Raw genomic sequence first — 23,100 nt, forward strand, 5'->3', positions numbered from 1 at the left:
CGTAACAAGTGACCCAGGAGGCGGACATGGCGTGGACGTGGCGGTTCGAGAAGTCCGACGGTACGGAGACGGAGCCGGCCCTTCAGCCGGAGGAATTCACGACGCAGGGCGACGCGGAGTCCTGGATCGGTGAGTACTGGAAGGAACTCCTCGACGGCGGGGCGGCTCAGGTGACGCTCTTCGACGACGCGACGAAGATCTACGGCCCGATGAGCCTCCAGGCCGAACAGCCGGAGCAGTCAGACCAGTCAGACCAGTCCGAGCGGTCCGAGCAGCCGGAGCAGGCAGAGCAGAGCTGAGCCGGACGGCCGCCGGGCGCACCCCTCGGGGTCCGCCCGGCGGCCGCGCGGCCGCCGGGCGCGCCGGCTCTTCAGATCTCGCCCAGGGTGACCTGCGCGGTCTTCTCCGCCTCGCTGCGCTGATACGTCACGGTGACCTTCTGGCCCGGCTTGTCCGAGGCCAGGGCCTCGGACAGGGACGTGATCGTGGTGACCGGCGTGTTGCCGATCTTGGTGATGATGTCCCCGACCCGCAGACCGGCCTTCTCCGCCGCGCCGCCCTTGGAGACGCTGACGAGCGCGACCCCGGCCGGCTTGTAGCTGTTGTCGACGACCGTGCGGCCGGTGATGTCCAGCGCCGCCCGGCCCGAGTCGGTGACCTTGCCCGTCTTGATGATCTGGTCCGCGACCGTCTTCACCATCGAGACCGGGATCGCGAACCCGATCCCCGGCGCCGCGCTGCCGCCCAGCTGCGGGTCCGCCGCCGCCAGCGTCGGGATGCCGACCACCTCGCTGTCCAGGTTGACCAGCGCGCCCCCGCTGTTGCCGGGGTTGATCGCGGCGGAGGTCTGCACCATGTTCGCGATGGTGGCCCCGGTGCCGCCGCCCGCGCTGCTCTCGCTGACGGTCCGGCCGAGCGCGGAGACGATCCCCTGGGTGACGCTGCTGGACAGCCCGAGCGGCGATCCCATCGCCAGCACGATCTGCCCCACGGCGACCTTCTCCGAGTCGCCGAAGTTCGCGGCCTTGAGCCCCTTGGGCACCTTGTCGAGCTTGATGACGGCCAGGTCCTGCTCGGGGTAGGCGGCGACCAGCGAGGCGCTCAGCACCTTCTCGCCGGTGGCCGAGCTGACCTTGAAGGTCTTCTCCTTGCCGACGACGTGGGCGTTGGTGACGATATGGCCCTTGGTGTCGTAGACGATGCCGGAGCCCAGGCTGTCCGACGCGTCGATCTGCACCACGGAGGGCAGCACGTTCTTGATGACGGACTGGTATTCGGCCTGCAGGTCGCCGGTGGCCTTCGAGGCCGAGCCCTGCTGGACCTGGCTCGCCCTCGTCGCGTCGGGTCCGGAGGAGTTCGAGTTCGAGTCCGAGCAGCCGCCGGCCAGCGCGATCGCACAGACACCCGCGGTCAGAGGCAGCAGCAGCCGGCGCGCACGGCGGCGGGAGTGAATGGAATCCATGTCCGGATTATTACTTTCAACCCCATTGGCGGCTCGTTGAGCGCACCCGCCCGAGCACAGTGGGGCAGTCCTCAGCCCCGCACTCCGCACAGGTGCAGCAAGGCGGCCACCCTGCGGTAGGGGTCCGTCCGGCCCGCCCGGTCCTCCGCGGCCAGCACGCGTTCCAGCTCCGCGGCGGCGGGCAGCTCCGCGTCGTCGCTCACGTTGTCCGTGAAGACCCGCACCCCGTACCAGGCGTGCAGCGGCGCCGCGATCCCGGCGAGCGTCGCGGTGAGGGCGTCGAGCCGGTCCGCGCGCACGGACACCCCGAGCCGGTTGGTGTAGCGGTCGGTGTCGAACGCGGCCAGCGCCGCGTCCCAGTCCCCGGCGGTCCCGGCCCGCATGGCCAGCGCCTCCGCGTTCCGCACGAGCAGCGACAGCAGTCCGCCGGGCGCGAGCATCCGGGCCAGCCCCGCCACTATGGCGTCGGGTGCCTGGACGTACATCAGCACGCCGTGGCAGAGCACCACGTCGAAGCTGCCGGGCAGGAAGTGCACCCCGGTGTCCTGGCCGTTGCCCTCGATGAGCCGGACCCGCTCACGGATTCCCGCGGGCTCGCCCGCGAGCGCCTCACGCGCGGTCCGCAGCATCCCGGTGTCGGATTCGAGCCCGGTCACGGTGTGCCCGGCGCGGGCGAGGCGCAGTGCCTGCGTACCCGGGCCGGTACCGACGTCCAGGATGCGCAGCCGCTGCCCGACCGGGAAGCGGCCCGCGATCTGCTCGTCCAGCTGCCGGGCGACCAGCTCCTGGCGGACGACGTCGCGCAGTCCGCCGAGTCCGTCCAGCCACGCCGAAGCGGCTCCGGAGAACCCGGCGACGGCATCGCCCGGCCGGTCGGCGGACGCGCCGCCGGCCGGGCCGAAGAGATCCGTACTCAGGGCCGCTCTCCGCGCTTGACCTGCGGCTTGGGCAGCCGCAGCCGTCGCATCTGGAGCGTGCGCATCAGGCCGTAGGCGACCGCGCCGCGCTTGGGCGTGTCCGGGAACCGCTCGTTCAGCTGCTTGCGCAGCCGGAACGTCAGCCCGATCGAGTCGACCACGATCAGCACGATGACGCCGAGCCAGAGCAGCAGCGAGATGTTCTGGATGCCCCGCACCTGGATCACGCTGAGAATCAGGATGACCACGGCGAGCGGCAGGAAGAACTCCGCGATGCAGAAGCGCGAGTCCACGAAGTCGCGGACGAAGCGCCGCACCGGGCCCTTGTCACGGGCCGGCAGATAGCGCTCGTCACCACTGGCGAGCGCCTCACGCTGCTTGGCCATGTCGACGCGGCGCGCTTCGCGCTGGCGCTTCATGGCCTCCTTGCGATCGGCCGGCGCTCCACTGGAGGCACGACGGCGCTGCGTCTGGGCATCGCTGCGCTTGGGGGTGGGGCGACCTTTGGGGGCCTGCGGGTCGCGGGGCGTCTTGGAGAGGTCCGCCGTCACCTTGTTGGTGGGGGCCTTCTCTTCCTTGGAGCGGCTACGGAACACAAGGCCCAAGGGTACGGGGTCGATCGCGGCGACCCCAGACCGGCCGGGAACGATCCGGCAACGGCCTGCGTCCTCAGCTGTGTGCGAGCGGGATGATCGGTGTGCGAGCGGGACAATACGGGCGTTACGGGCGTTACGGGCGGGATGACAGGGGCATCACAAGCGGGCGATCCGGGTGCCGTCAACGGATCCCCCCGGCCTTCACCTACTCCCTGCGCCGGAGTGCCGGGCCGTGTCAGTCGTCCTTGGGGAGGACCACATCCTTGCTCGAACAGTGCGGTAATAGAGACAGGGCCCGTACTGTGGGTTCTGTTGGAGTGCTGGAGCCCAGTTAAGTCAGAAGGGGGCGCGCGAAGCCCATGAGCGGTGTCATGAAGCGTATGGGGATGATCTTCCGCGCGAAGGCAAACAAGGCCCTTGACAGGGCCGAGGACCCGCGCGAGACCCTCGATTACTCGTACCAGAAGCAGCTGGAGCTGCTTCAGAAGGTACGCCGCGGTGTCGCCGACGTGGCGACGTCGCGCAAGCGTCTGGAGCTGCAGCTGAACCAGCTGCAGGGCCAGACCTCGAAGCTGGAGGACCAGGGCCGCAAGGCACTCGCGCTCGGTCGCGAGGACCTGGCCCGCGAAGCGCTGTCGCGCCGAGCGGCCCTCCAGCAGCAGGTCACCGACCTGGAGACGCAGCACACCACGCTGCAGGGTGAGGAGGAGAAGCTCACTCTCGCGGCCCAGCGGCTGCAGGCCAAGGTCGATGCCTTCCGCACCAAGAAGGAGACGATCAAGGCCACCTACACGGCGGCCCAGGCGCAGACCCGGATCGGGGAGGCCTTCTCGGGCATCTCCGAGGAGATGGGCGATGTCGGCCTGGCGATCCAGCGGGCCGAGGACAAGACCCAGCAGCTCCAGGCGCGCGCAGGCGCGATCGACGAGCTGCTCGCCTCCGGCGCCCTCGACGACCCGACCGGCACGGCGAAGGACGACCTCACCGCCGAGCTGGACCGGATCTCCGGTGGCTCCGACGTGGAGCTGGAGCTGCAGCGCATGAAGGCCGAACTGGCCGGCGGCTCCTCCTCGCAGCAGGCTATCGAGGGCGGCCCGCAGGACGCCGCGCAGCAGCAGTCCCAGAACCGGTCCCCGAACAAGTTCGACAAGAATTAAGGCAGCGACATGATCGTACGGATCATGGGGGAGGGCCAGGTACTCCTGGCCGACAGTCATCTCGCCGAGCTCAACGAGCTCGACAACGAACTGCTCGCCGAGATGGAGAGCGGCGACGGCCCAGGCTTCCGCTCCACTCTCCACGCGCTCCTCGCCAGGGTGCGCGAACTCGGCGCGCCCTTGCCGGACGACTCCCTGGAGCCGTCCGAGCTGATCCTGCCGTCACCGGAGGCGACCCTCGAAGAGGTACGCGCCATGCTTCGCGACGACGGTCTGATTCCCGGCTGAGAACCGGCGGCTCCAGCACCCGCACCGACAGTGCCCCGCGCACCGGCCTCCGCCGGACGCGGGGCACTGTCGCGCGCCCGGCGGACCGCCCGGCCGCTTTCCGCGCACCGCGGCCGGGCCGGCTCCCGCGCGACACGCCGTAACGTTGCTTGACGTGACCACCCTCGGAACCGGCGTGCTGCGCGTCCGGCACTGGCTGCGCGACCATCCGCTCGCGCTGGACGGAGCACTCGCCCTGTGTGTGCTCACCGCCATGATCATCGGCTCGTTCGCCGATCCCGGCTCGCACAACGGACCCACCTTCGGCACCCGCACCCCCGACGCGGGCAGCGTGCTGCTGATGGTGCTGGGCGCCCTCGCCCTGGTGTGGCGCCGCCGCCATCCGATGGCCGTACTCGCCACCACCTGCGGACTGACGGTCGTCGAGCTGGTGCTGGTGGACCCGCCGACCCCGGTGGTGTTCAGCGTGGTCATCGCGCTGTACACCATCGCCGCCCGCACCGACCGGCCCACCACCTGGCGGGTCGGGCTGCTCACGATGGCCGCGCTCACCGCCGCCGCGATGCTCTTCGGTCCCGCGCCCTGGTACAGCCAGGAGAACTTCGGCGTCTTCGCCTGGACCGGGATGGCGGGCGCCGCCGGGGACGCGGTGCGCTCCCGGCGCGCCTTCGTGGACGCGATCCGGGAACGCGCCGAACGGGCCGAGCGGACCCGTGAGGAGGAGGCCGGGCGACGGGTGGCGGAGGAACGGCTGCGGATCGCCCGCGACCTGCACGATGTCGTCGCCCACCACATCGCCCTGGTCAACGTGCAGGCCGGGGTCGCCGCCCACGTCATGGACAAGCGCCCCGACCAGGCCAAGCAGGCGCTCGCCCACGTCCGCGAGGCCAGCCGCTCCGCGCTCAACGAACTGCGGGCCACCGTCGGGCTGCTGCGCCAGTCCGGCGACCCGGAGGCGCCGACCGAACCCGCCCCGGGGCTCGCCGTCCTGGACGAGCTGGTGAAGACCGTGCGCCGGGCCGGGCTGCCCGTCGAGGTGGCCTGCGCGGCCGGCGAGAACCCGCCGCTGCCCGCCGCCGTGGACCTGGCCGCGTACCGGGTGATCCAGGAGGCGCTGACCAACGTCCGCAAGCACGCGGGCCCCGGCGCCAAGGCCGAGGTGAGCGTCGTACGGGTCGGGGCCACCGCCGAGGTCATGGTGCTCGACAACGGCCGCGGCAACCAGGGCGGTACGGCCGACGGGGGCGGCCACGGACTGCTCGGCATGCGGGAACGGGTCACGGCCCTGGGCGGCACCCTCAACGCCGGACCCCGTTACGGCGGCGGCTTCCGCGTCCATGCGATCCTGCCCGTCAAGGCCCTCCCGCAGCAGCCGGATCAACCGGGCATGGCGGGCCGGACGGGGGAGAACGCATGACACCGGCCATCAAGGTCCTGCTCGCCGACGACCAGGCGCTGCTGCGCAGCGCGTTCCGGGTGCTGGTGGACTCGGAGCCCGACATGCGGGTGGTCGGTGAGGCGGCGGACGGCGCGGCAGCGGTGGAGCTGGCCCGTTCGACCGGCGCCGACGTGGTGCTGATGGACATCAGGATGCCGGGCACGGACGGGCTCACCGCGACCCGGATGATCAGTGCCGACCCGGAACTCGCGGACGTACGCGTCGTCATGCTCACCACCTTCGAGGTGGACGAGTACGTGGTCCAGTCGCTGCGGGCCGGTGCCTCGGGCTTCCTGGGCAAGGGCGCCGAACCGGAGGAGCTGCTCAACGCCATCCGGATCGCCGCGGGCGGCGAGGCGCTGCTCTCACCGGCCGCGACCAAGGGGCTGATCGCCACGTTCCTGGCGCAGGGCGGCGGTGCGGGCGGCGAGGGGCCGGGCGCCGCTGAGTACTCCGCGCGCCTCGCGGCCCTCACCACACGGGAGCGCGAGGTGCTGGTCCTGGTCGCCGCCGGGCTCTCCAACGACGAGATCGCGGAGCGCCTGGTGGTCAGCCCGCTCACCGTCAAGACCCATGTGAACCGGGCGATGGCGAAGCTGGGCGCCCGCGACCGCGCGCAATTGGTGGTAATCGCTTACGAATCGGGCCTGGTGCGCCCCAGGGTGGAGTGAGGGTGCAGCCGCGGCGTACTCCAGCTGCGGTATGCGGCGGATAAGAAAGCGACCTGCGATTGACGCTTTGGGTCCCAGACGTGGGCGATCGTATAGGGACCGACCGGTGCATGGGGGGCGGCGTCGTGGGGTTGGGCACGCACATCCGCGGCGTTGTCGTCAATCAACAACGCTCCGCGTTGCCTCGATCCTCCGCCGTGCAGCCGCACGCACCCAACCGCACTCCTTCTTCCACCCCCCACGCTCCGGTCGGTCCGGGCCGGGTCTGTCCCCGAGTTACCCGCCCACCTGCCGCGTAAGCCACAGAAGAGAGACCCACCCATGTCCTGGCTGTCCAGATTCAGCCTCGCGCAAAGGGCCCTGATCGGGCTGATCTCGATCGTTGCGCTCGTGTTCGGAGCGATCGCGATCCCGCAGCTCAAGCAGCAGCTGCTGCCCACCATCGAACTCCCGATGGTGTCGGTGCTCGCCCCCTATCAGGGTGCGTCCCCCGATGTGGTCGAGAAGCAGGTCGTCGAACCGCTAGAGAACTCGATCAAGTCCGTCGACGGCGTCACCGGAATCACCTCCACCGCCAGCGAGGGCAACGCCGTCATCATGGCGTCCTTCGACTTCGGCGACGAGGGCACGAAGCAGCTCGTCGCGGACATCCAGCAGGCGGTGAACCGCGCCCGCGTCCAGCTGCCCGACAGCGTCGACCCGCAGGTCGTCGCCGGCTCGACCGACGACATCCCGACCGTCGTCCTCGCCGTCACCTCCGACAAGGACCAGCAGGCCCTCGCGGACCAGCTGGACCGCACCGTCGTCCCCGCCCTTGAGGACATCGACGGCGTCGGCCAGGTGTCCGTCGACGGTGTGCGGGACCTCCAGATCTCCGTCACCCCCGACGACAAGAAGCTCGCGGCGGCCGGTCTGAACGCGGCCTCGCTCTCCCAGGCCCTCCAGTCCGGCGGCGCGACCGTCCCGGCCGGTTCCTTCTCCGAGTCGGGCAAGAGCCGCACCGTCCAGGTCGGCGGCGCCTTCACCTCGCTGAAGCAGATCGAGGACCTCCGGGTCACCGGTCAGGGCCCGACGGGCAAGCCCGGCGAGCCGGTCCGGGTCGGTGACATCGCGACGGTGAAGCAGGAGCCCGCCACCGCGGACTCCATCACCCGCACCAACGGCAAGCCGAGCCTCGCCGTGATGGCCACGATGGACAAGGACGGCAGCGCCGTCGCCATCTCGGACGCGGTCAAGGACAAGCTCCCCGACCTGCGCAAGGACCTCGGTGCCGGTGCGGACCTGACCGTCGTGTCCGACCAGGGCCCCGCGGTCTCCAAGGCGATCTCGGGCCTGACCACGGAGGGCGCGCTCGGCCTGGTCTTCGCGATCATCGTCATCCTGATCTTCCTGGCCTCGCTCCGCTCGACCCTGGTCACCGCGGTCTCCATCCCGCTCTCCGTGGTCCTCGCGCTGATCGTGCTCTGGACCCGCGACCTCTCGCTCAACATGCTCACCCTGGGCGCGCTGACCATCGCGATCGGCCGGGTCGTCGACGACTCGATCGTCGTCCTGGAGAACATCAAGCGTCACCTCAGCTACGGGGAGGAGCGCCAGTCCGCGATCCTCGCCGCGGTGAAGGAGGTGGCCGGCGCGGTCACCGCCTCCACCCTCACCACGGTCGCCGTCTTCCTGCCGATCGGTCTGGTCGGCGGCATGGTCGGCGAGCTGTTCGGCTCGTTCTCGCTGACCATCACCGCGGCCCTGCTGGCCTCCCTGCTGGTCTCGCTCACGGTCGTCCCGGTGCTGTCGTTCTGGTTCCTGCGCGCCCCCAAGGGCAGCGTCGAGGACCCGGAGGCGGCCCGCCGCAAGGCCGAGGAGAAGGAAGCCCGCAGCAGGCTCCAGCGGATCTACGTCAAGGTGCTGGGCTTCGCCACCCGTCGCCGCATCGTCAGCGTGGTCATCGCCGTCGTCGTGCTGATCGGCACCTTCGGCATGGCCCCGCTGCTGAAGACCACCCTCTTCGACCAGGGCGAGCAGGAGGTCCTCTCCATCAACCAGGAGCTGGCCCCCGGCACCAGCCTGGCGGCCGCCGACGAGGCGTCCAAGAAGGTCGAGAAGCTCCTCGCCGCCGACAAGAGCGTCAAGGAGTACCAGGTCACCGTCGGCTCGTCCGGCTTCATGGCCGCCTTCGGCGGCGGCACCGGAGCCAACCAGGCCACCTACCAGGTGACGCTGAAGGACCCGGCCGAGTACGACGCCACGGAGAAGCGCCTCGACGAGGCGCTCGGCAAGCTCGACGGCATCGGCGACACGACCATCGCGGAGGCGGGCGGCTTCGGCAGCCAGGACCTGAGCGTCGTGGTCAAGGCCGCCGACGCGGACGTCCTCGCCAAGTCCTCCGAGCAGGTGCGCAAGGCGGTGTCCGGCCTCAAGGACGTCTCCGACGTCCAGAGCGACCTGTCGGAGAGCATCCCGCGCATCTCGGTCACGGCAAAGCCCGAAGCCGCCGACCACGGCTTCAGCCAGGCCACCCTGGGCGCGGCCGTCGCCGGCGCCGTGAAGGGCACCCCTTCCGGCAAGGCGATCATGGACGACACCGAGCGCGACGTCCTCATCAAGTCGGCCCACCCGGCCGCCACCATGGCCGAGCTGAAGAACCTGCCGCTCGGCCCGGTCAAGCTCGGCACGATCGCCGACGTGAAGCTGGTCCCCGGACCGGTCTCCATGACCCGGATCGACGGCCAGCGCGCCGCGACGATCACCGCCAAGCCCGTCGGTGACGACACCGGCAGCGTCAGCGCGGCACTCCAGAAGAAGGTCGACTCGCTGAACCTCCCGGACGGCGCCACCGCCACCATCGGCGGCGTGTCCGAGGACCAGAACGACGCCTTCGTCAAGCTGGCCCTGGCCATGCTGGCGGCCGTCGCGATCGTCTTCATGCTGCTGGTCGCCACCTTCAGGTCGCTCATCCAGCCGCTGATCCTGCTGGTCTCCATCCCGTTCGCCGCCACCGGCGCGATCGGCCTGCTCCTCATCACCGGCACCCCGATGGGCGTCGCGGCGATGATCGGCATGCTGATGCTGATCGGCATCGTGGTGACCAACGCGATCGTGCTGATCGACCTGATCAACCAGTACCGCCGACAGGGCATGGGCGTCGTCGAGGCGGTCGTCGAGGGCGGCCGCCACCGTCTGCGCCCGATCCTGATGACGGCGCTGGCGACCATCTTCGCCCTCCTCCCGATGGCGCTCGGCGTCACCGGCGAGGGCGGCTTCATCTCGCAGCCGCTGGCCGTCGTGGTCATCGGCGGTCTGGTCACCTCGACGCTGCTGACACTGCTCCTGGTGCCGACGCTCTACGCGATGGTGGAGCTCCGCAAGGAGCGCCGCGCGAAGAAGAAGGCCGACAAGCGCGCCGCGAAGGCGGGCGTCCCGGCCCAGGCCGAATCCGAAGAGGCCCGGGAGACCGAGCCCGCGCAGGCCTGACCGAGTCAGGGCCCGATACGACGGAGAGGGCCCCGTCCCACGCGAGTGCGTGGGACGGGGCCCTCTCGGTTTCTTCGGCTTCCGCTTGCTCTCTCGCTACTTGAGTGAGGAGACGAACGCGCCCCAGGCCTCGGTCTGGACGATGAGCGTGGGTCCGGTGGGGTTCTTGCTGTCGCGTACGGGGATGATGCCGGGGAAGTCGTCGGTGATCTCGACGCATTCGCCGCCGTTCGCATTGCTGTAGCTGCTGCTGCGCCAGTGGGTGGTGCTCAGCTCGGGGGAGTGGTTCATGGCCAGTGTTCCTCCATCGCAAGCCGGATCAGTTCCGCCGGGATTTCGCTTGCCGCCCGAGCCGTTGTTACTTGAGTGAGGAGACGAATGCGCCCCAGGCCTCGGTTTGGACGATGAGCGTGGGTCCGGTGGGGTTCTTGCTGTCGCGTACGGGGATGATGCCGGGGAAGTCGTCGGTGATCTCGACGCATTCGCCGCCGCTCGCGTTGCTGTAACTGCTGCTGCGCCAGTGGGTGGTGCTCAGCTCGGGGGAGTGGGTCACGGTGGGTAGCCCTCCATCGCGGTCCGGTTCGGTTCCGCCGACTCTTCCGGGATCTCGCTTTCCACCCGAAGCCGTTGCTACTTGAGTGAGGAGACGAACGCGCCCCAGGCCTCGGTCTGGACAATGAGCGTGGGTCCGGTGGGGTTCTTGCTGTCGCGTACGGGGACGATGCCGGGGAAGTCGTCGGTGATCTCGACGCATTCGCCCCCGTTGGAATTGCTGTAACTGCTGCTGCGCCAGTGGGCGGTGCTCAGCTCGGGGGAGTGGTTCATGGTCGGTAGCCCTCCATCGCGGTCCGGATCAGTTCCGCAGACTCGGCCAGTGAGGAGGAGTTGGCGCGCAGTACCTCGTACTGCCGCCGCCACTTCTTCACCGCGGCCGGATCCTCGTAGAGATTTCCGGCCTGGATGCCCTCCTCATACGCCACCGAAGTGCCGTCGGGGAGGGCCAGCAGAGTCAGCGCGCCACCCAGGAGCGAGTGTGGCCCCGCACTGAACGGCATCACCTGAACCTTACTGTTCGGAGTGTCCACTTGCTCCAGCAGCGAAGCCAGTTGCTCGTGCATGCAGGCCGCACTGCCCATCTGCCGCCGCAGCACAGCCTCGTCGATGATCGCCCACCGGAACGGTGCGATCTCCGAATGCTGCCGCTCCTGACGGGACATACGCGCCGTGACGCGTTCCTCGACCTGTTCGGCACTCAGGTCCTCCTGACAGCGGAGGAAAGTACGCGCGTACTCCTCGGTCTGGAACAGGCCCGGCAGCGCCTGCGCCCCGTACTGCTCTATCACTTCGGCACGGGACTCGAAGTCCATGTACCGCTTGTACTGGTCGGGGTGGATCTCGTGCCGGGCGAGCTCGTACAGCCCGTGGAAGCGGTCGTCCGTGCCGAAGGCCTTGTCCAGCCGGTTGGGGATGTCCGGTGGCGGCATCAGGTCGGCCGTCTCGATCCGGGCCAGCGTGCTCTTGCTGGAGTTCACGATCTCCGCGAGCTGTACGAGCGACAGGCCCGCCCGCTCGCGGTGGCGGCGCTGCTCGGAGCCGAAGTAGTGGCGCGCGGACAGATAGGGGGTGAGGGCCTGGGGCCTGAACGTCACGATGCGTGCCTTCCGTGTGTCCCGTTCCCAAGGCCGGGACAGTGGCGCCCTGTTGGAGCGAGGTTCCCCAGGGCGACGATTGCGGCACACACCGTAACCGCCCTCTCGTGCCGCACACCAGAGGGCCTTCTCCGAAGGTGGCGTTCGACTTGATGTTTGATTCGAGGGGCCGGGCCCTGCGACTGCTCCCGTGGACCAACGAGCGCGGCGGTCCGTGCTGGCTCAGCACGGCGAGCCCCGGCGGCCCTGTCTCCCGGATGGCCGACGAGCTTGAGGCCGACCTGATCGCCTCCGCCGAGTACGTACTGGATGAGGCCCGTGAGGTGCTGGCGGAGGCCGTGGTGGGGGAGGAGGAGCTGCGGTGCGTGGGCGTCCAGCTCGCCGAGTCGCTGGGGGACACCTTGCGGATCGCGATGAGCCGGGGCGGGCGGTTGGCGAACGGCGAGGGCGGCGGCTGACCGGACGGGACCGGTGGGTCTCAGACGGGACCGCTCAGCGCCTGGACGATCCGGAGCCACGTGTCGCCGTGCGGATGGGCGTGCTGGACGCTGAGGGCGCAGATCTCCCGCAGCAGCCGGACCCTGATCTCCTCCCGGGCCCGGGGCAGGAGCGTGGCCAGATCGTCCGGCTCCACGGCGTCGACCGCCCCGGCGAGCACCATGCTCGCCTGGGCGTGCGTGAGGGAGGACAGCTTGTCGTTGAAGACCTGCCCCTCCACGGCCGCCGCGTGCATCAGCGCGGTGCCGTCCCCGGCGTTCAACGCGCGTTCCACGTAGGCCTGGAGGGCCACGCGGTCCTCGACCAGCCGGTACGCGGCGTCCAGCCCTTCGACGCGGGCGACATCAAGGATGGCGACGTGCGTGAGCGGGGTCGCCTCGGGCGGCTGGACCTGGAGGATGCGGGGGTGGTCCTGGAGGAAGGCCCGCGACTCCGCCCAGTCCGTGCAGTCCACCCACTCCGCCAGCTGCTCCCGGAGGATCAGCGGATCGTAGGCGGCGGTCACGCCGTGGGCCATGACGATCTCGCGGAGTGCGGCATGCCGCTGTGCGGTGCCGGGGTCGAGGAGGGCCGCCTCTTCGAGGGCGGCCACTGTCTCCCGGCCGCTGAGCGCATCGGCGTTCCGGGACCAGAAGTCGCGTGACTCGGGCCAGTTGGGCGCGAACATCCAGGAACTGACCAGGGTCAGCGTCTCCGGCGACAGTTCGAGCCAGGCCGGTACGGGCGAACCGGTCTCCGCCTCCCATGCCGTGCGGACGAACCGGGTGTCGCCGTAGCTGCGCAGCGCCCGGCGGGCCCGTACGGTCACGGCGTTCGCGACACCGTCCGGCGCGGACTCCCCGTCGAGAAGAGCCACGAGCTCGCGTACGCCGGCCGAGGCGTGGGGCGCGGGGCAGCCGAGCAGGAAGATGCTCCGCTCGGCACCGAGACGGTGCCCGGTCGCGGGGTGGGCGGAGGCGAACTCCGCCACGGTCTCGTCGAAGTGCCGGACCGCCGAGGTGTGGTCGCCGGTGCGGGCCAGGGTCTGCGCCAGGTTGAGGAGCGCGGAGACCAGGTCCTTCTCGAAGGCGTCGGGACTCTCCAGAGCCAGCGTCCGGTAGAAGGCGGCCGCCTCCTCCGCCGCGCCCACCGCTCCTTCGGCGTCCTGGTCCGCCTCCAGGTGCCTGCTGAGGTTCTGGAGGGCGAGGGCCAGATCGGGGAGGTGGACTCTGCCGGTGTCAGCGACGAGGCCGCGCAGGATGCGGACGCCCTCCCCGGCCGTCTCCAGGGCTTCCTTCCGGTTGCCGGTGGCGCCGAGGTTCTGCGCCAGGGTGCCGAGCGAGCCCGCGAGGGCGGAGCGGAGAGCGGGCTCACGTCCGGCGAGCTCACGGAAGAGGGCGACCGCTTCCTCCGAGGCGCTCAGACCGCCCGCCGGGTCTTCGGCCCGGTACAGGTGAGCGGCGAGCCGGGTGAGTGCCGTGGCCAGGTCCTGCCGGAAGCCGGCGGGCTGCTGGACGGCGAGTGCGCGGCGGATGCCGACCGATTCCCGGGCCGCCGCGAGCGCCCCCGAAACATCGCCCAGGTTCGCGCGACGGTTGCCGAGGTCGCTGAGGGCGGTCGCGTACTGCGGCAGGAAGGCGTCCGGGTCCCCGGCGGCCAGACGCCCCCAGAGGGCGGTCGCTTCCTCGGCGTTGGGCAGCGCCGCCGCGGGGTCACCCGTGGCGGCGAGGTGCGTGGCGAGATGGCTGAGCATCGTGGCCAGTCCGGGGAGGGCCGCCACCGGCCGGTCCAAGGTCAGCTCGCGCTGGAGGCGTACGGCCTCGCTCGCGAGGATGACCGCCGATGGCAGGTCTCCGGCGGCGGCCGTCCTGTTGGCGAGGGAGGACATGGAGCGGGCGAAATCCGGCTGGAAGACGTCGTGGTGCCGCGTTGCGACCTTGGCGTACAGGAGTGCGCCGTCCCGGTCCGCAGTGAGGGCTTCCTCGTGGTCACCGGTGGCGGAGAGCCGGTCCGCCAGGTTGTGGAGGGCGCCCGCCAACTGCGGCTGGAAGGCGGCCGGATGGAGCGCGACGAGTTCCCGGCAGAGCTCCACGGCCTTCCGCGCGGGCGCCACGCACCCGGCGAGATCGCCGCTGTCCTCCCGGTGCGCGGACAGCTGGGCCAGAGCCGCGGCGAGCGGGGCCAGGAACTCGGCGGGGTGCGAAGCGGCGAGTTCCCCGTAGATGTCCACGGCCTCCTGCGCGGCGGCCGCGGCCGCCGCGGGCTGCCCGACGGCTGCCAGAGCCGCCGCCAGGCCGGTCAGTGCTGCGGCGAGACCGGGGCGGAACACCGCCGGAGCCCGCTCCACGTGCTGCCGGTAGCTGCTTACCGCCTCCCGCGTCAGGGCGACCGCTCCCTCGAGGTCACCCACAGCGCCGACCCGGCGGCCGAGACCGCTCAGCGCGGGAGCCAGGCCGGGGTGGGACACGCTGGCGCCCGCTTCGGCCGGGCTCCGTCGGAGCCCGACCACTTCGCGCACCGGCGGCAGGAGCCCCTCCCGGTCGCCGATGGCCGCGTACGCGTGGGCAAGGTCGATGAGGGCCCGCACCAGCGCCGTACCGAACGCCCCCGGAGCGCCGCGCTCCAGCTCCCGGTACAGGTCGGCCGCCTCCCGCGCCGCGTCCAGCGCACCCGTCAGGTCCCCTTCCGCCCCGAGCCGGCCGGAGAACCGGGACAGGGCCTGGGCCAGCACCGGCACCGCGCCCGCCCCGCCCCGCTCCACCAGTCCCCGCAGCATCGCGACCCCCGGTGCGCCCGCCCGAGCCGCGTGCGGCGCCAGGCCCCGCACCACGTACGGATCGACCGCCGCCCAGTCGTCGCCCACCGCCCGCCGCCCGACGTGATCGACCAGCGCGGCCAACACCACCTCGTCGGCCCCGGAACCCCCCGGCCCGGCCCGGTCCGCGAGGAGCGGTCCGAACGCGCGGTGGGACAGCCGGTACACCGCCCGGCCGTCCTCCGAGTCCTCGACCACGTAGCGGCCGTAGGCGGACAGCAGCCAGTCCACGTCGCTCTCGTCGTACGACACGTCACCGCCGCCGCCCAGCGCCCCGGCGACCTCCTCCCACACGCCCCCGGCGGGCATCCCGCGTCCGGCCGTCCGGGCGAGGGCCGTCAGCAGGTCACGGGCGGCGGACGGCAGTCCGGTGCCGTCCGGCCGTACCCGTACCGGCCCCGCCCGCAGGTCCTCCTCGAACGCGGCCTCGACGGAGTCGGGCAGCCGGTCCCCGTCGGCACCGGCCGAGGCCGCCGCCGGCGGGCCCGCCACCAGCCGCGCGAACAGGAACCCGCCGTCCAGCGCCGCGGCACGGGCGGCGACCGCCTCGCCCGCCGCCCGCGCCCGGTCCTCCGGAACCCCGGCCGCCGCGCACCGGCGGAACACGTACTCACCGATATCGGCGCGGGTCTGCGGCTCCTGCTCCAGGTCCGCGACCGTGACCTCCGCGCCGACCAGCCGGGCGAGCGCCTCCGGCAGGGCCTCGCCCCGGTACCCGCCCTCCGCGACGCGGCTGCGGAACGCGCTCTCGCGGGAGCCGAGCAGGACCGGGTTCGTCCGGCCGAGCGGGAGGACCAGCTCCTCGATCATGGCGCGGAGGTGCTCGGCGGGCACCTCGTCCAGACCGTCCAGCACCAGCACCGGCTGCGGGGCCAACCCGCGCAGCCCGGCCCGGAAGCCGTCGGCGTCGAGGGGTTCCGGCAGTCCGAGCTGCCGGGCCAGCTCCGAGGCCGCCCGGAGCGGGCTCAGGTCCCGCAGGAGCACGGAGGCGAGGGGGCGACGGAGGCGCGGGCCCGGGTCGCTCTCGCCCACCTCGGTCCCCGCGCGCCGCAGGGGGTCGATGAGCGTCCTGACCCGGTCCAGCACGGCCGACTTGCCGCAGCCCGCCGGGCCGGTCACCAGGAAGAGCCCGGACCCGTCCGCCTCCAGCCACGCGGCGATCCGCCCCAGCACCTCCTCGCGGCCCGTGAAGAACGTGCCGTCCAGCAGCCCGGCCGCCCCCTCCACCGGCTCGCGTCCCTCGTCGCCCGTCACACCCGACTCACGCACCATCGCCCGTCCCGCTCTCCGTCACACAACCGACGCGGACATCACGACGTGCCCCGCGCTTCCCGTCCGCACCGGTCCTCTCGGCCGGGTCCGCTGCGGTGAGTAGCAGAGTAATTACGGAGCGGACATCGTGGGGGCCGTACGGCGGAAACCGGCCCACCGCCGTCCGTCACGCGAAAGGCCCCGGACAGCCGCCAGAAGGCGGCCCCCGGGGCCTTTCGCGTGACGGACGGCTACGGCAGTGCCAGCATCCGCTCCAGCGCGAGCTTGGCGTACTTCTCGGTCTCCGGGTCGACCTCGATCCGGTTGACGAGACTGCCCTCGGCCAGCGACTCCAGCGTCCACACCAGGTGCGGCAGGTCGATCCGGTTCATCGTCGAGCAGAAGCAGACCGTCTTGTCGAGGAAGACGATCTCCTTGTCCTCGGCAGCGAAACGGTTCGCCAGGCGGCGCACCAGGTTCAGCTCGGTGCCGATCGCCCACTTGGAACCGGCCGGGGCCGCCTCCAGGGCCTTGATGATGTACTCCGTCGAGCCGACGTAGTCCGCGGCGGCCACGACCTCGTGCTTGCACTCCGGGTGCACCAGCACGTTGACGCCGGGTATCCGGGCCCGCACGTCGTTGACGGACTCCACCGAGAAGCGCCCGTGCACCGAGCAGTGCCCGCGCCACAGGATCATCTTCGCGTCGCGCAGCTGCTGGACGGTGAGGCCGCCGTTGGGCTTGTGCGGGTTGTAGAGGACGCAGTCCTCCAGGGTCATCCCCATGTCCCGGACGGCGGTGTTCCGGCCCAGGTGCTGATCGGGGAGGAACAGCACCTTTGTCGTGGAGGGCTCACCCTGCTCGAAGGCCCACTCCAGGGCGCGCTTCGCGTTGGAGGAGGTGCAGATCGTGCCGCCGTGGCGGCCGGTGAAGGCCTTGATGTCGGCGGAGGAGTTCATGTACGAGACGGGTACGACCTGCTCGGCGACGCCGGCCTCCGTCAGCACGTCCCAGCACTCGGCGACCTGTTCGGCGGTGGCCATGTCGGCCATCGAGCAGCCCGCCGCCAGGTCCGGCAGCACGACCTTCTGGTCGTCGGTGGTGAGGATGTCCGCGGACTCGGCCATGAAGTGCACACCGCAGAAGACGATGTACTCGGCCTCCGGACGCGCCGCCGCGTCCCGCGCCAGCTTGAAGGAGTCCCCGGTGACGTCCGCGAACTGGATGACCTCGTCGCGCTGGTAGTGGTGGCCGAGGACGAAGACCTTCTCGCCCAGCTTCTCCTTGGCCGCGCGGGCGCGTTCCACCAGGTCCGGGTCGGACGGGGAGGGCAGGTCGCCGGGGCATTCGACGCCGCGCTCGCTCCTTGGGTCGGCGTCGCGGCCCAGCAGGAGCAGGGCGAGGGGCGACGGCTGGACGTCGAGTTCCTGGACGGGGTGGGCCGTGGTCACGTCACGCACCCTTTCTTCTCTGCGAGGAGCTTCTCTACGAGGAGCCTTTTCGTCGAATTGACATTATCTATCATAACCGCTTCACGTCACTTTGACGATGCCGATAGCGTCAATGTGACGCACCCGCCGGAGGGCCGGGTGTGCGAGCATGAATGGAACAGGCAAGCGCGCGGCCCGGAATGAATCCGCGGTTCCGGCGGTTGCAACGTCGGCAAGCAGACTCCGTACAACCCGGGAGAGAAGCAGATGTCCGTATCGGACGAGACCACCACCGTGAGCGACGGCATCCTCCTGTCCGACGCCGCCGCAGCCAAGGTCAAGGGCCTGCTGGAGCAGGAAGGCCGTGACGATCTGGCGCTGCGCGTCGCCGTCCAGCCCGGCGGCTGCTCGGGCCTGCGGTACCAGCTCTTCTTCGACGAGCGCTCGCTCGACGGCGATGTCGTGAAGGACTTCGGCGGCGTCAAGGTCGTCACCGACCGGATGAGCGCCCCGTACCTGGGCGGCGCCTCCGTCGACTTCGTCGACACCATCGAGAAGCAGGGCTTCACGATCGACAACCCGAACGCCACGGGTTCCTGCGCCTGCGGCGACTCCTTCAGCTAGAGCGCCTGCGCGACAGCGGTACGGCGGCGGGCCCCCCGCTGGAATCCAGGGGGGCGCCCCCCGACCCCCGTGGGCCCAGCCCGGGGGCGGCACGGCACAGCAGGCGGCCCGCGCCCCCCGCCCCCCCGGCGACCCGCCGCGGGGCCCCCACCCTTCTGATTCCGCCCCGCCCCCCCGGGGCTCGGGCGCCGCCCCCCTGAATCCAAGGGGGGGGCCCGCCGCCGTACCGCTGTGTGCCCTGCGCGGGAGCGTCACGTCACTTCTGCGGCACCTCGCCGCCGGACCCCGCGTCGACCACCTTCCGGTCGCCCAGCGGCTGGTCCAGGGTGACCGTGCGGGTCAGCTTCTTGGCGATCTTGACGCACATCTTCTCCGGGTCCGGCTTCGACTCCGTCACGGTCACCCGCACGGTGTCGCCGTCCTCCTTCGCACTCGCCGAGTACGTACTGCACACGCCGCCCCAGAACGTCACCGCGAGCGTCCGTCCGTCGGCGCGGTACGACTGGACCGTGCCGCCGGCCCGGGACGTGGCGCCACCGTCCGGCGTCTTCTCCGAAGGAGCGTCCTTCGTCAGGTACGCCGGGTCCACGGCGACCTGGGTGACCGTGTTGCCCGTACCGCCCGCGCCCGGCCGGACCGTGAAGATCCAGGACGGCACGAGCAGCTGCTTCCCGTCCGCGTACTGGGCCGCCAGACCGAAGACGGCCTTGTCGACCGTCACCGTCGTCGTCGGCGGTTCCGCCCCGGTCCGCGCGCCGCAGGACGTGCCGGACGGCTTCCCGTCGCCGCTGAGCGGCGCCACGGTCGCGCACCCGCCGATGTTCTTGCGGCCGTCGGAGGGCTGCGCCGCGTTCAGCTGCTTCAGCGCGTCGGCCGCGCCGATCACCGGGTACTCGGCGCCCTTCTCCAGGCCCTTCAACTGCCCGCCGCCGCCGATCACCTCGCCGTCGGTGCCGACCTGGATGCCGGTCGCCCAGCCGTACGTCGGCAGCCCGTCCACCACCGGGTCCGCGTTCACCACGCGGGCCGAGCCCATCAGCTGGCGGGCGTCGAGGGTGGCGGAGTCCTGGCCGGCCGCCTTCAGCACCGGCGCCGCGGCGGCCTTCGCGGCCTTCTCGCTCACCGGTGATCCCGATCCGCCGGGTGCCACGTGCTCGCCCGAACAGGTCGCCTTGTGACCGCAGTTGTCCGTGCCGCCGGAGCCATGACGGGCGAAGGTCCAGGTGCCGGGCGCCTGCCTGCCGACCCGCAGCACCGGGCCCGAACCGTCCCCGTCGGAGCCCACCTTCCAGGAGGTGGGCTCGGCCTGCGGGGTGCCGTCGAGGCCGAGCGCCTTCGCCAGCCGGGTCACCTCTGCGGCGGAGACGGTTCCGCTCGTGTGCCGGACCGCGGCCTTCGCCGGGCCGTCCGGCAGTGCGCCCGCCGCGCGGTAGACGAGCCGTCCGCCGTGCGGGTCGGGCTCACCGGGCGCGATGCCCTTCGGCGGGGCCGATGGGGTGGTGGAGGAGGGCGTGGTGGCCGGTCCGCCGGTCCGCTCGTCGAGTGAGAGCGGCGGGGGGCCGGCGCCGAGGCCCCCGTTCTCCTCGACGTTGCCGCCGTCCGCCGCGGTCGCGGCCCAGTACACGCCGCCGCCGCCGGCCAGCAGTACCGCTGCCGCCACCGAGGCCACGGCGAGCGGCGAACGCCGCCGGGGGCCGGTCTCGTCGTTGTCGGGTCGCTGGGTGCTCACCGGATCGCTCCTTCGCCTGCATTGGCGTCATACGCCTGGCCGGCATATGGCCCGCCCCTTGGGTGCGGACACCGATGGGACGGGGCGCGGGAGCGCACGGTTCCCCCGTGGGGCGGCAGTTGCGGCAGGAGCGGGGGCCGGAAGGGGCCGGAGCGCGGTCGGCGGGTGCCGAAAACCGGGAGCGGTCAGTCGCCGTACTCCGCCATCGCGTCGATCAGCTTCGCCGAGGCCGGGGGCACGCTCACCCCGTGAATCAGGGACGGTGCCACCGGGGCCGCGGCGGCCTTCGCGGGTACCACCCAGTGCGGGGCCATCCGCGCGCAGTCTCCGCGCAGCTCGGCCAGGCCGGTCTCGGACTCGATCGAAGCGGTGTAGTTCGACATATCCGCACCGTAAGCACCTCCGGGCTCAGGAGGAAAGCCCTACTATCGGGTAGTTTTTCCCATTCGGGCCGGCCGGGGAACCGGTAGCGTAAAGGGGCCCTCGAATTCCGGGCCCCCTGTCATGCCGCCCCGGGGACGCGGACACCGTTCCCCTCGACCTCCGCAGGAGCAGTCTCCCGTGCGTATCGCAGTCACCGGCTCCATCGCCACCGACCACCTCATGACCTTCCCCGGCCGCTTCGCGGACCAGTTGGTCGCGGACCAGCTGCACACGGTCTCGCTCTCCTTCCTGGTCGACAACCTGGACGTGCGCCGCGGGGGTGTCGCCGCCAACATCTGCTTCGGCATGGGCCTGCTCGGCACCGCCCCGATCCTGGTCGGCGCCGCGGGCTCCGACTTCGACGAGTACCGGGCCTGGCTCGACCGGCACGGCGTCGACACCGGCTCCGTGCGGATCTCCGAGGTCCTGCACACCGCCCGCTTCGTCTGCACGACGGACGCCGACCACAACCAGATCGGCTCCTTCTACACCGGCGCCATGAGTGAGGCCCGGCTGATCGAGCTGAAGGCCGTGGCCGACCGGGTGGGCGGTCTGGACCTGGTCTCCATCGGCGCCGACGACCCCGAGGGCATGCTCCGCCACACGGAGGAGTGCCGCTCCCGGGGCATCCCGTTCGCCGCGGACTTCTCGCAGCAGATCGCCCGGATGGACGGCGACGAGATCCGCATCCTGCTCGACGGCGCCACGTACCTCTTCTCCAACGAGTACGAGAAGGGGCTCATCGAGTCCAAGACCGGCTGGACCGACGCGGAGATCCTGTCCAAGGTCGGCCACCGCGTCACCACCCTCGGCGCCCAGGGCGTGCGGATCGAGTGCGCCGGCGAGGAGCCGATCGAGGTCGGCTGTCCGGAGGAGAACGCCAAGGCCGACCCGACCGGCGTCGGCGACGCCTTCCGCGCCGGATTCCTCTCCGGCCTCGCCTGGGGCGTCGGCCTGGAGCGGGCCGCCCAGGTCGGCTGCATGCTCGCCACGCTGGTCATCGAGACGGTCGGCACCCAGGAGTACACCCTGCACCGCACCCGCTTCATGGACCGCTTCACCAAGGCGTACGGCCATGAGGCCGCCGCCGAGGTCCGCACGCACCTCGCGTAGAGCTCACGCAGAGAGGTCAGGACAGCCGGCGGACCACATAGGCCGAGCCACGGTCCGCCGGCTCCTCGCCCACGTACTCCTGTTCGCGCATCGCGCACCAGGCCGGAATGTCGAGCCGGGCCGCCTCGTCGTCGGACAGGACGGTCACCGTGCCGCCCACGGGCACCCCTCCGATCACCTTTGCGAGCTCGATCACCGGGATGGGGCAGCGCCTGCCGAGCGCGTCGACGACCAGCGAGGCCGCCGGGGCGGCGGGCGCGGCCGGGGCGGGCGCGCCCAGCTTCTCCCGCACCCCCGCCACCGCCCCGGGCAGCACGTCGAGGAAGCGGTCGACGTCCTCCTCCGTGGTGCCCGCCGGCAGCGACACCCGGACGTTGCCCTCGGAGAGCACTCCCATCGCCTTCAGCACATGGCTCGGCGTCAGGGTGCTGCTCGTGCAGGACGAACCGGACGATACGGAGAAACCGGCCCGGTCCAGCTCGTGGAGCAGGGTCTCTCCGTCGACATAGAGACAGGAGAAGGTGACCAGATGCGGCAGCCGCCGCACCGGATCACCGACGACCTCCACATCGGGCACCAGCACCGGCACCCGGCTCCTGATCCGGTCCACCAGCGCGCTCAGCCGCACCGACTCGGCCGCCGCCTCCGCCCGCACCGCCCGCAGGGAAGCCGCCGCGGCCACGATGGCCGGAATGTCCTCGAAGCCGGCGGCGCGCCCCGACTCCCGCTCGTCGGCCGGGCCTTGGACCGCGAACCGGACACCCTTGCGCACCGCCAGCAGCCCGACCCCGGCCGGACCGCCCCACTTGTGGGCGCTCGCCGCCAGCAGCGACCAGCCGCCCGGCACCGGTTCCAGGCCCAGCGACTGGGCGGCGTCCACCAGCAACGGCACCCCCGCCTCCCGGCAGAGCCCGGCCACCTCTGCCACCGGCTGCACGGTGCCGACCTCGTGGTTGGCGGACTGGAGGCACGCCAGCGCGGTGTCCTCGCGCAGCGCCGCCCCGTACGCCGCCGGGTCCACCGCCCCCGACCGGTCCACCGGCACCTCTGTGACCGTCCCGCCCCGGCTTTCGTGGTCGGCCGCCGAATGGAGCACGGACGAGTGTTCGACCGCGGAGACGGTCAGATGGCGGCCGACACGCCGACGCCCGGCGAGAGCCCCGGAAATTCCTGAGTGCACCGCCCGGGTGCCGGACGAGGTGAAACTGAGCTCGTCGGGGCGGCAGCCGACGGCCTCCGCGGCGGCCTCCCTGGCGGCGTCCAGCAGCAGCCGGGCCCGCCGCCCCTCCCGGTGGAGCCGGGCCGGATCGGCCCAGCCCTCGTCCAGCGCGGCAAGCAGCGCCTGGCGGGCGACGGGGTGGAGGGGGGCGGCGGACGCGGCGTCGAAGTAGGGCACCCGGCCACGCTAGCCGGGTCCGCGGCCCGCCCCGGGACCCGGTCGCCCGCGGGGTCAGGAGAGGGGGCGTCAGATGGCGGCCGGAGGCGTCGATTCCACCCCTTCGGGGAGTCGGGCGGCGCGTTGGGCACCCTCCCCGCGCGACCCCAAATAGCGTCCAGTAGGGTTTGGTCCGCATAAACATCCAAACCCCTGC

20 protein-coding genes and 1 pseudogene are annotated in these 23,100 nt (G+C 71.6%); 9 read left to right on the forward strand and 12 right to left on the reverse strand.

Annotation, left to right across the window (positions count from 1 at the left end):
- Nucleotides 1–26 precede the first annotated feature (26 nt).
- Nucleotides 27–227 (forward strand): annotated as a pseudogene (locus tag ACIP89_RS04675) (hypothetical protein); the annotation flags it as partial.
- Nucleotides 228–370: 143 nt separating this feature from the next.
- Here ACIP89_RS04675 and ACIP89_RS04680 read toward each other — a convergent pair.
- The 3 genes from ACIP89_RS04680 to ACIP89_RS04690 form a co-directional block, all read right to left on the reverse strand.
- On the reverse strand, nucleotides 371–1,462 hold the full coding sequence (locus tag ACIP89_RS04680; RefSeq protein ID WP_401922735.1) for a S1C family serine protease: 1,092 nt from the start codon (nucleotides 1,460–1,462) through the stop codon (nucleotides 371–373).
- A 71-nt stretch (nucleotides 1,463–1,533) separates the two neighbouring features.
- Nucleotides 1,534–2,268, reverse strand: a complete 735-nt coding sequence (locus tag ACIP89_RS04685) for a class I SAM-dependent methyltransferase (protein WP_401923699.1) — start codon at nucleotides 2,266–2,268, stop codon at nucleotides 1,534–1,536.
- Between the two features lie 107 nt (nucleotides 2,269–2,375).
- The gene (locus ACIP89_RS04690; protein ID WP_401922737.1) at nucleotides 2,376–2,975 is read right to left on the reverse strand and encodes a DUF3043 domain-containing protein; all 600 of its coding nucleotides are present in this window, start codon (nucleotides 2,973–2,975) and stop codon (nucleotides 2,376–2,378) included.
- Nucleotides 2,976–3,346: 371 nt separating this feature from the next.
- On the opposite strand from ACIP89_RS04690, the gene ACIP89_RS04695 reads away from it, so the two are divergent.
- The 5 genes from ACIP89_RS04695 to ACIP89_RS04715 all read left to right on the forward strand — a co-directional run bounded on the left by ACIP89_RS04695 (nucleotide 3,347) and on the right by ACIP89_RS04715 (nucleotide 9,997).
- The gene (locus ACIP89_RS04695; protein ID WP_401922739.1) at nucleotides 3,347–4,132 is read left to right on the forward strand and encodes a PspA/IM30 family protein; all 786 of its coding nucleotides are present in this window, start codon (nucleotides 3,347–3,349) and stop codon (nucleotides 4,130–4,132) included.
- Between the two features lie 9 nt (nucleotides 4,133–4,141).
- Complete coding sequence (locus ACIP89_RS04700; protein ID WP_073735605.1) at nucleotides 4,142–4,420, forward strand: hypothetical protein; 279 nt, start codon at nucleotides 4,142–4,144, stop codon at nucleotides 4,418–4,420.
- Between the two features lie 154 nt (nucleotides 4,421–4,574).
- Nucleotides 4,575–5,837: a sensor histidine kinase gene (locus tag ACIP89_RS04705; RefSeq protein WP_401922742.1), complete on the forward strand. Its 1,263-nt coding sequence runs from the start codon at nucleotides 4,575–4,577 to the stop codon at nucleotides 5,835–5,837.
- Nucleotides 5,834–6,529: a response regulator gene (locus ACIP89_RS04710; RefSeq protein ID WP_401922745.1), complete on the forward strand. Its 696-nt coding sequence runs from the start codon at nucleotides 5,834–5,836 to the stop codon at nucleotides 6,527–6,529. The genes ACIP89_RS04705 and ACIP89_RS04710 overlap by 4 nt, the downstream gene beginning before the upstream one ends.
- Before the next feature lie 321 nt (nucleotides 6,530–6,850).
- Nucleotides 6,851–9,997 carry an efflux RND transporter permease subunit gene (locus ACIP89_RS04715; protein ID WP_401922748.1) on the forward strand — a complete coding sequence of 1,049 codons (3,147 nt, stop codon included), beginning with the start codon at nucleotides 6,851–6,853 and terminating at the stop codon, nucleotides 9,995–9,997.
- A gap of 96 nt (nucleotides 9,998–10,093) precedes the next feature.
- Here ACIP89_RS04715 and ACIP89_RS04720 read toward each other — a convergent pair whose 3' ends face one another.
- The 4 genes from ACIP89_RS04720 to ACIP89_RS04735 form a co-directional block, all read right to left on the reverse strand.
- Nucleotides 10,094–10,288, reverse strand: a complete 195-nt coding sequence (locus ACIP89_RS04720) for a DUF397 domain-containing protein (RefSeq protein ID WP_402112993.1) — start codon at nucleotides 10,286–10,288, stop codon at nucleotides 10,094–10,096.
- A gap of 67 nt (nucleotides 10,289–10,355) precedes the next feature.
- Complete coding sequence (locus ACIP89_RS04725; RefSeq protein WP_402112996.1) at nucleotides 10,356–10,550, reverse strand: DUF397 domain-containing protein; 195 nt, start codon at nucleotides 10,548–10,550, stop codon at nucleotides 10,356–10,358.
- A 77-nt stretch (nucleotides 10,551–10,627) separates the two neighbouring features.
- The gene (locus ACIP89_RS04730; RefSeq protein ID WP_402112998.1) at nucleotides 10,628–10,822 is read right to left on the reverse strand and encodes a DUF397 domain-containing protein; all 195 of its coding nucleotides are present in this window, start codon (nucleotides 10,820–10,822) and stop codon (nucleotides 10,628–10,630) included.
- Nucleotides 10,819–11,646: a Scr1 family TA system antitoxin-like transcriptional regulator gene (locus tag ACIP89_RS04735; RefSeq protein ID WP_401925396.1), complete on the reverse strand. Its 828-nt coding sequence runs from the start codon at nucleotides 11,644–11,646 to the stop codon at nucleotides 10,819–10,821. Before ACIP89_RS04735 ends, ACIP89_RS04730 begins: the two co-directional genes overlap by 4 nt.
- Before the next feature lie 152 nt (nucleotides 11,647–11,798).
- On the opposite strand from ACIP89_RS04735, the gene ACIP89_RS04740 reads away from it, so the two are divergent.
- Nucleotides 11,799–12,104 (forward strand): hypothetical protein, encoded by a 306-nt coding sequence (locus ACIP89_RS04740; RefSeq protein WP_401925398.1) that lies wholly within the window; start codon nucleotides 11,799–11,801, stop codon nucleotides 12,102–12,104.
- 20 nt (nucleotides 12,105–12,124) lie between these two features.
- Here the strand turns inward: ACIP89_RS04740 and ACIP89_RS04745 are convergent, their stop codons facing one another.
- Both ACIP89_RS04745 and nadA read right to left on the reverse strand, forming a co-directional pair.
- On the reverse strand, nucleotides 12,125–16,210 hold the full coding sequence (locus tag ACIP89_RS04745; RefSeq protein ID WP_402113001.1) for a tetratricopeptide repeat protein: 4,086 nt from the start codon (nucleotides 16,208–16,210) through the stop codon (nucleotides 12,125–12,127).
- A 230-nt stretch (nucleotides 16,211–16,440) separates the two neighbouring features.
- The gene (nadA, locus tag ACIP89_RS04750) at nucleotides 16,441–17,640 is read right to left on the reverse strand and encodes a quinolinate synthase NadA (RefSeq protein WP_401922764.1); all 1,200 of its coding nucleotides are present in this window, start codon (nucleotides 17,638–17,640) and stop codon (nucleotides 16,441–16,443) included.
- Between the two features lie 246 nt (nucleotides 17,641–17,886).
- Here nadA and ACIP89_RS04755 point away from each other — a divergent pair, with 246 nt between their 5' ends.
- Nucleotides 17,887–18,243: an iron-sulfur cluster assembly accessory protein gene (locus ACIP89_RS04755; RefSeq protein WP_024488899.1), complete on the forward strand. Its 357-nt coding sequence runs from the start codon at nucleotides 17,887–17,889 to the stop codon at nucleotides 18,241–18,243.
- Between the two features lie 256 nt (nucleotides 18,244–18,499).
- On the opposite strand, the gene ACIP89_RS04760 is transcribed toward ACIP89_RS04755, so the two are convergent.
- Complete coding sequence (locus tag ACIP89_RS04760; RefSeq protein ID WP_402113004.1) at nucleotides 18,500–19,972, reverse strand: hypothetical protein; 1,473 nt, start codon at nucleotides 19,970–19,972, stop codon at nucleotides 18,500–18,502.
- 185 nt (nucleotides 19,973–20,157) lie between these two features.
- Entirely contained in the window at nucleotides 20,158–20,355 is a 198-nt protein-coding gene (locus tag ACIP89_RS04765; protein WP_401922768.1) for a hypothetical protein, read from the reverse strand.
- Nucleotides 20,356–20,533: 178 nt separating this feature from the next.
- Between ACIP89_RS04765 and ACIP89_RS04770 the strand changes: the two genes are divergently transcribed.
- Complete coding sequence (locus tag ACIP89_RS04770) at nucleotides 20,534–21,508, forward strand: carbohydrate kinase family protein (protein WP_402113006.1); 975 nt, start codon at nucleotides 20,534–20,536, stop codon at nucleotides 21,506–21,508.
- Nucleotides 21,509–21,524: 16 nt separating this feature from the next.
- On the opposite strand, the gene ACIP89_RS04775 is transcribed toward ACIP89_RS04770, so the two are convergent.
- A complete protein-coding gene (locus ACIP89_RS04775) occupies nucleotides 21,525–22,904 on the reverse strand; it encodes a cysteine desulfurase/sulfurtransferase TusA family protein (RefSeq protein WP_402113008.1) in 1,380 nt (459 codons plus the stop codon).
- Nucleotides 22,905–23,100: the final 196 nt, after the last annotated feature.

The organism is Streptomyces sp. NPDC088730, from assembly GCF_044751215.1.
In the GTDB taxonomy this organism is placed as follows: domain Bacteria; phylum Actinomycetota; class Actinomycetes; order Streptomycetales; family Streptomycetaceae; genus Streptomyces.

What these genes read in the sequence shown, in the direction of transcription:
- ACIP89_RS04680 (WP_401922735.1), bottom strand. Translation starts at nt 1,462, where the DNA reads ATGGATTCCATTCACTCCCGCCGCCGTGCGCGCCGGCTGCTGCTGCCT.
- ACIP89_RS04695 (WP_401922739.1), top strand. Translation starts at nt 3,347, where the DNA reads ATGAAGCGTATGGGGATGATCTTCCGCGCGAAGGCAAACAAGGCCCTT.
- ACIP89_RS04700 (WP_073735605.1), top strand. Translation starts at nt 4,142, where the DNA reads ATGATCGTACGGATCATGGGGGAGGGCCAGGTACTCCTGGCCGACAGT.
- ACIP89_RS04710 (WP_401922745.1), top strand. Translation starts at nt 5,834, where the DNA reads ATGACACCGGCCATCAAGGTCCTGCTCGCCGACGACCAGGCGCTGCTG.
- ACIP89_RS04715 (WP_401922748.1), top strand. Translation starts at nt 6,851, where the DNA reads ATGTCCTGGCTGTCCAGATTCAGCCTCGCGCAAAGGGCCCTGATCGGG.
- ACIP89_RS04720 (WP_402112993.1), bottom strand. Translation starts at nt 10,288, where the DNA reads ATGAACCACTCCCCCGAGCTGAGCACCACCCACTGGCGCAGCAGCAGC.
- ACIP89_RS04730 (WP_402112998.1), bottom strand. Translation starts at nt 10,822, where the DNA reads ATGAACCACTCCCCCGAGCTGAGCACCGCCCACTGGCGCAGCAGCAGT.
- ACIP89_RS04740 (WP_401925398.1), top strand. Translation starts at nt 11,799, where the DNA reads ATGTTTGATTCGAGGGGCCGGGCCCTGCGACTGCTCCCGTGGACCAAC.
- ACIP89_RS04745 (WP_402113001.1), bottom strand. Translation starts at nt 16,210, where the DNA reads ATGGTGCGTGAGTCGGGTGTGACGGGCGACGAGGGACGCGAGCCGGTG.
- ACIP89_RS04755 (WP_024488899.1), top strand. Translation starts at nt 17,887, where the DNA reads ATGTCCGTATCGGACGAGACCACCACCGTGAGCGACGGCATCCTCCTG.
- ACIP89_RS04765 (WP_401922768.1), bottom strand. Translation starts at nt 20,355, where the DNA reads ATGTCGAACTACACCGCTTCGATCGAGTCCGAGACCGGCCTGGCCGAG.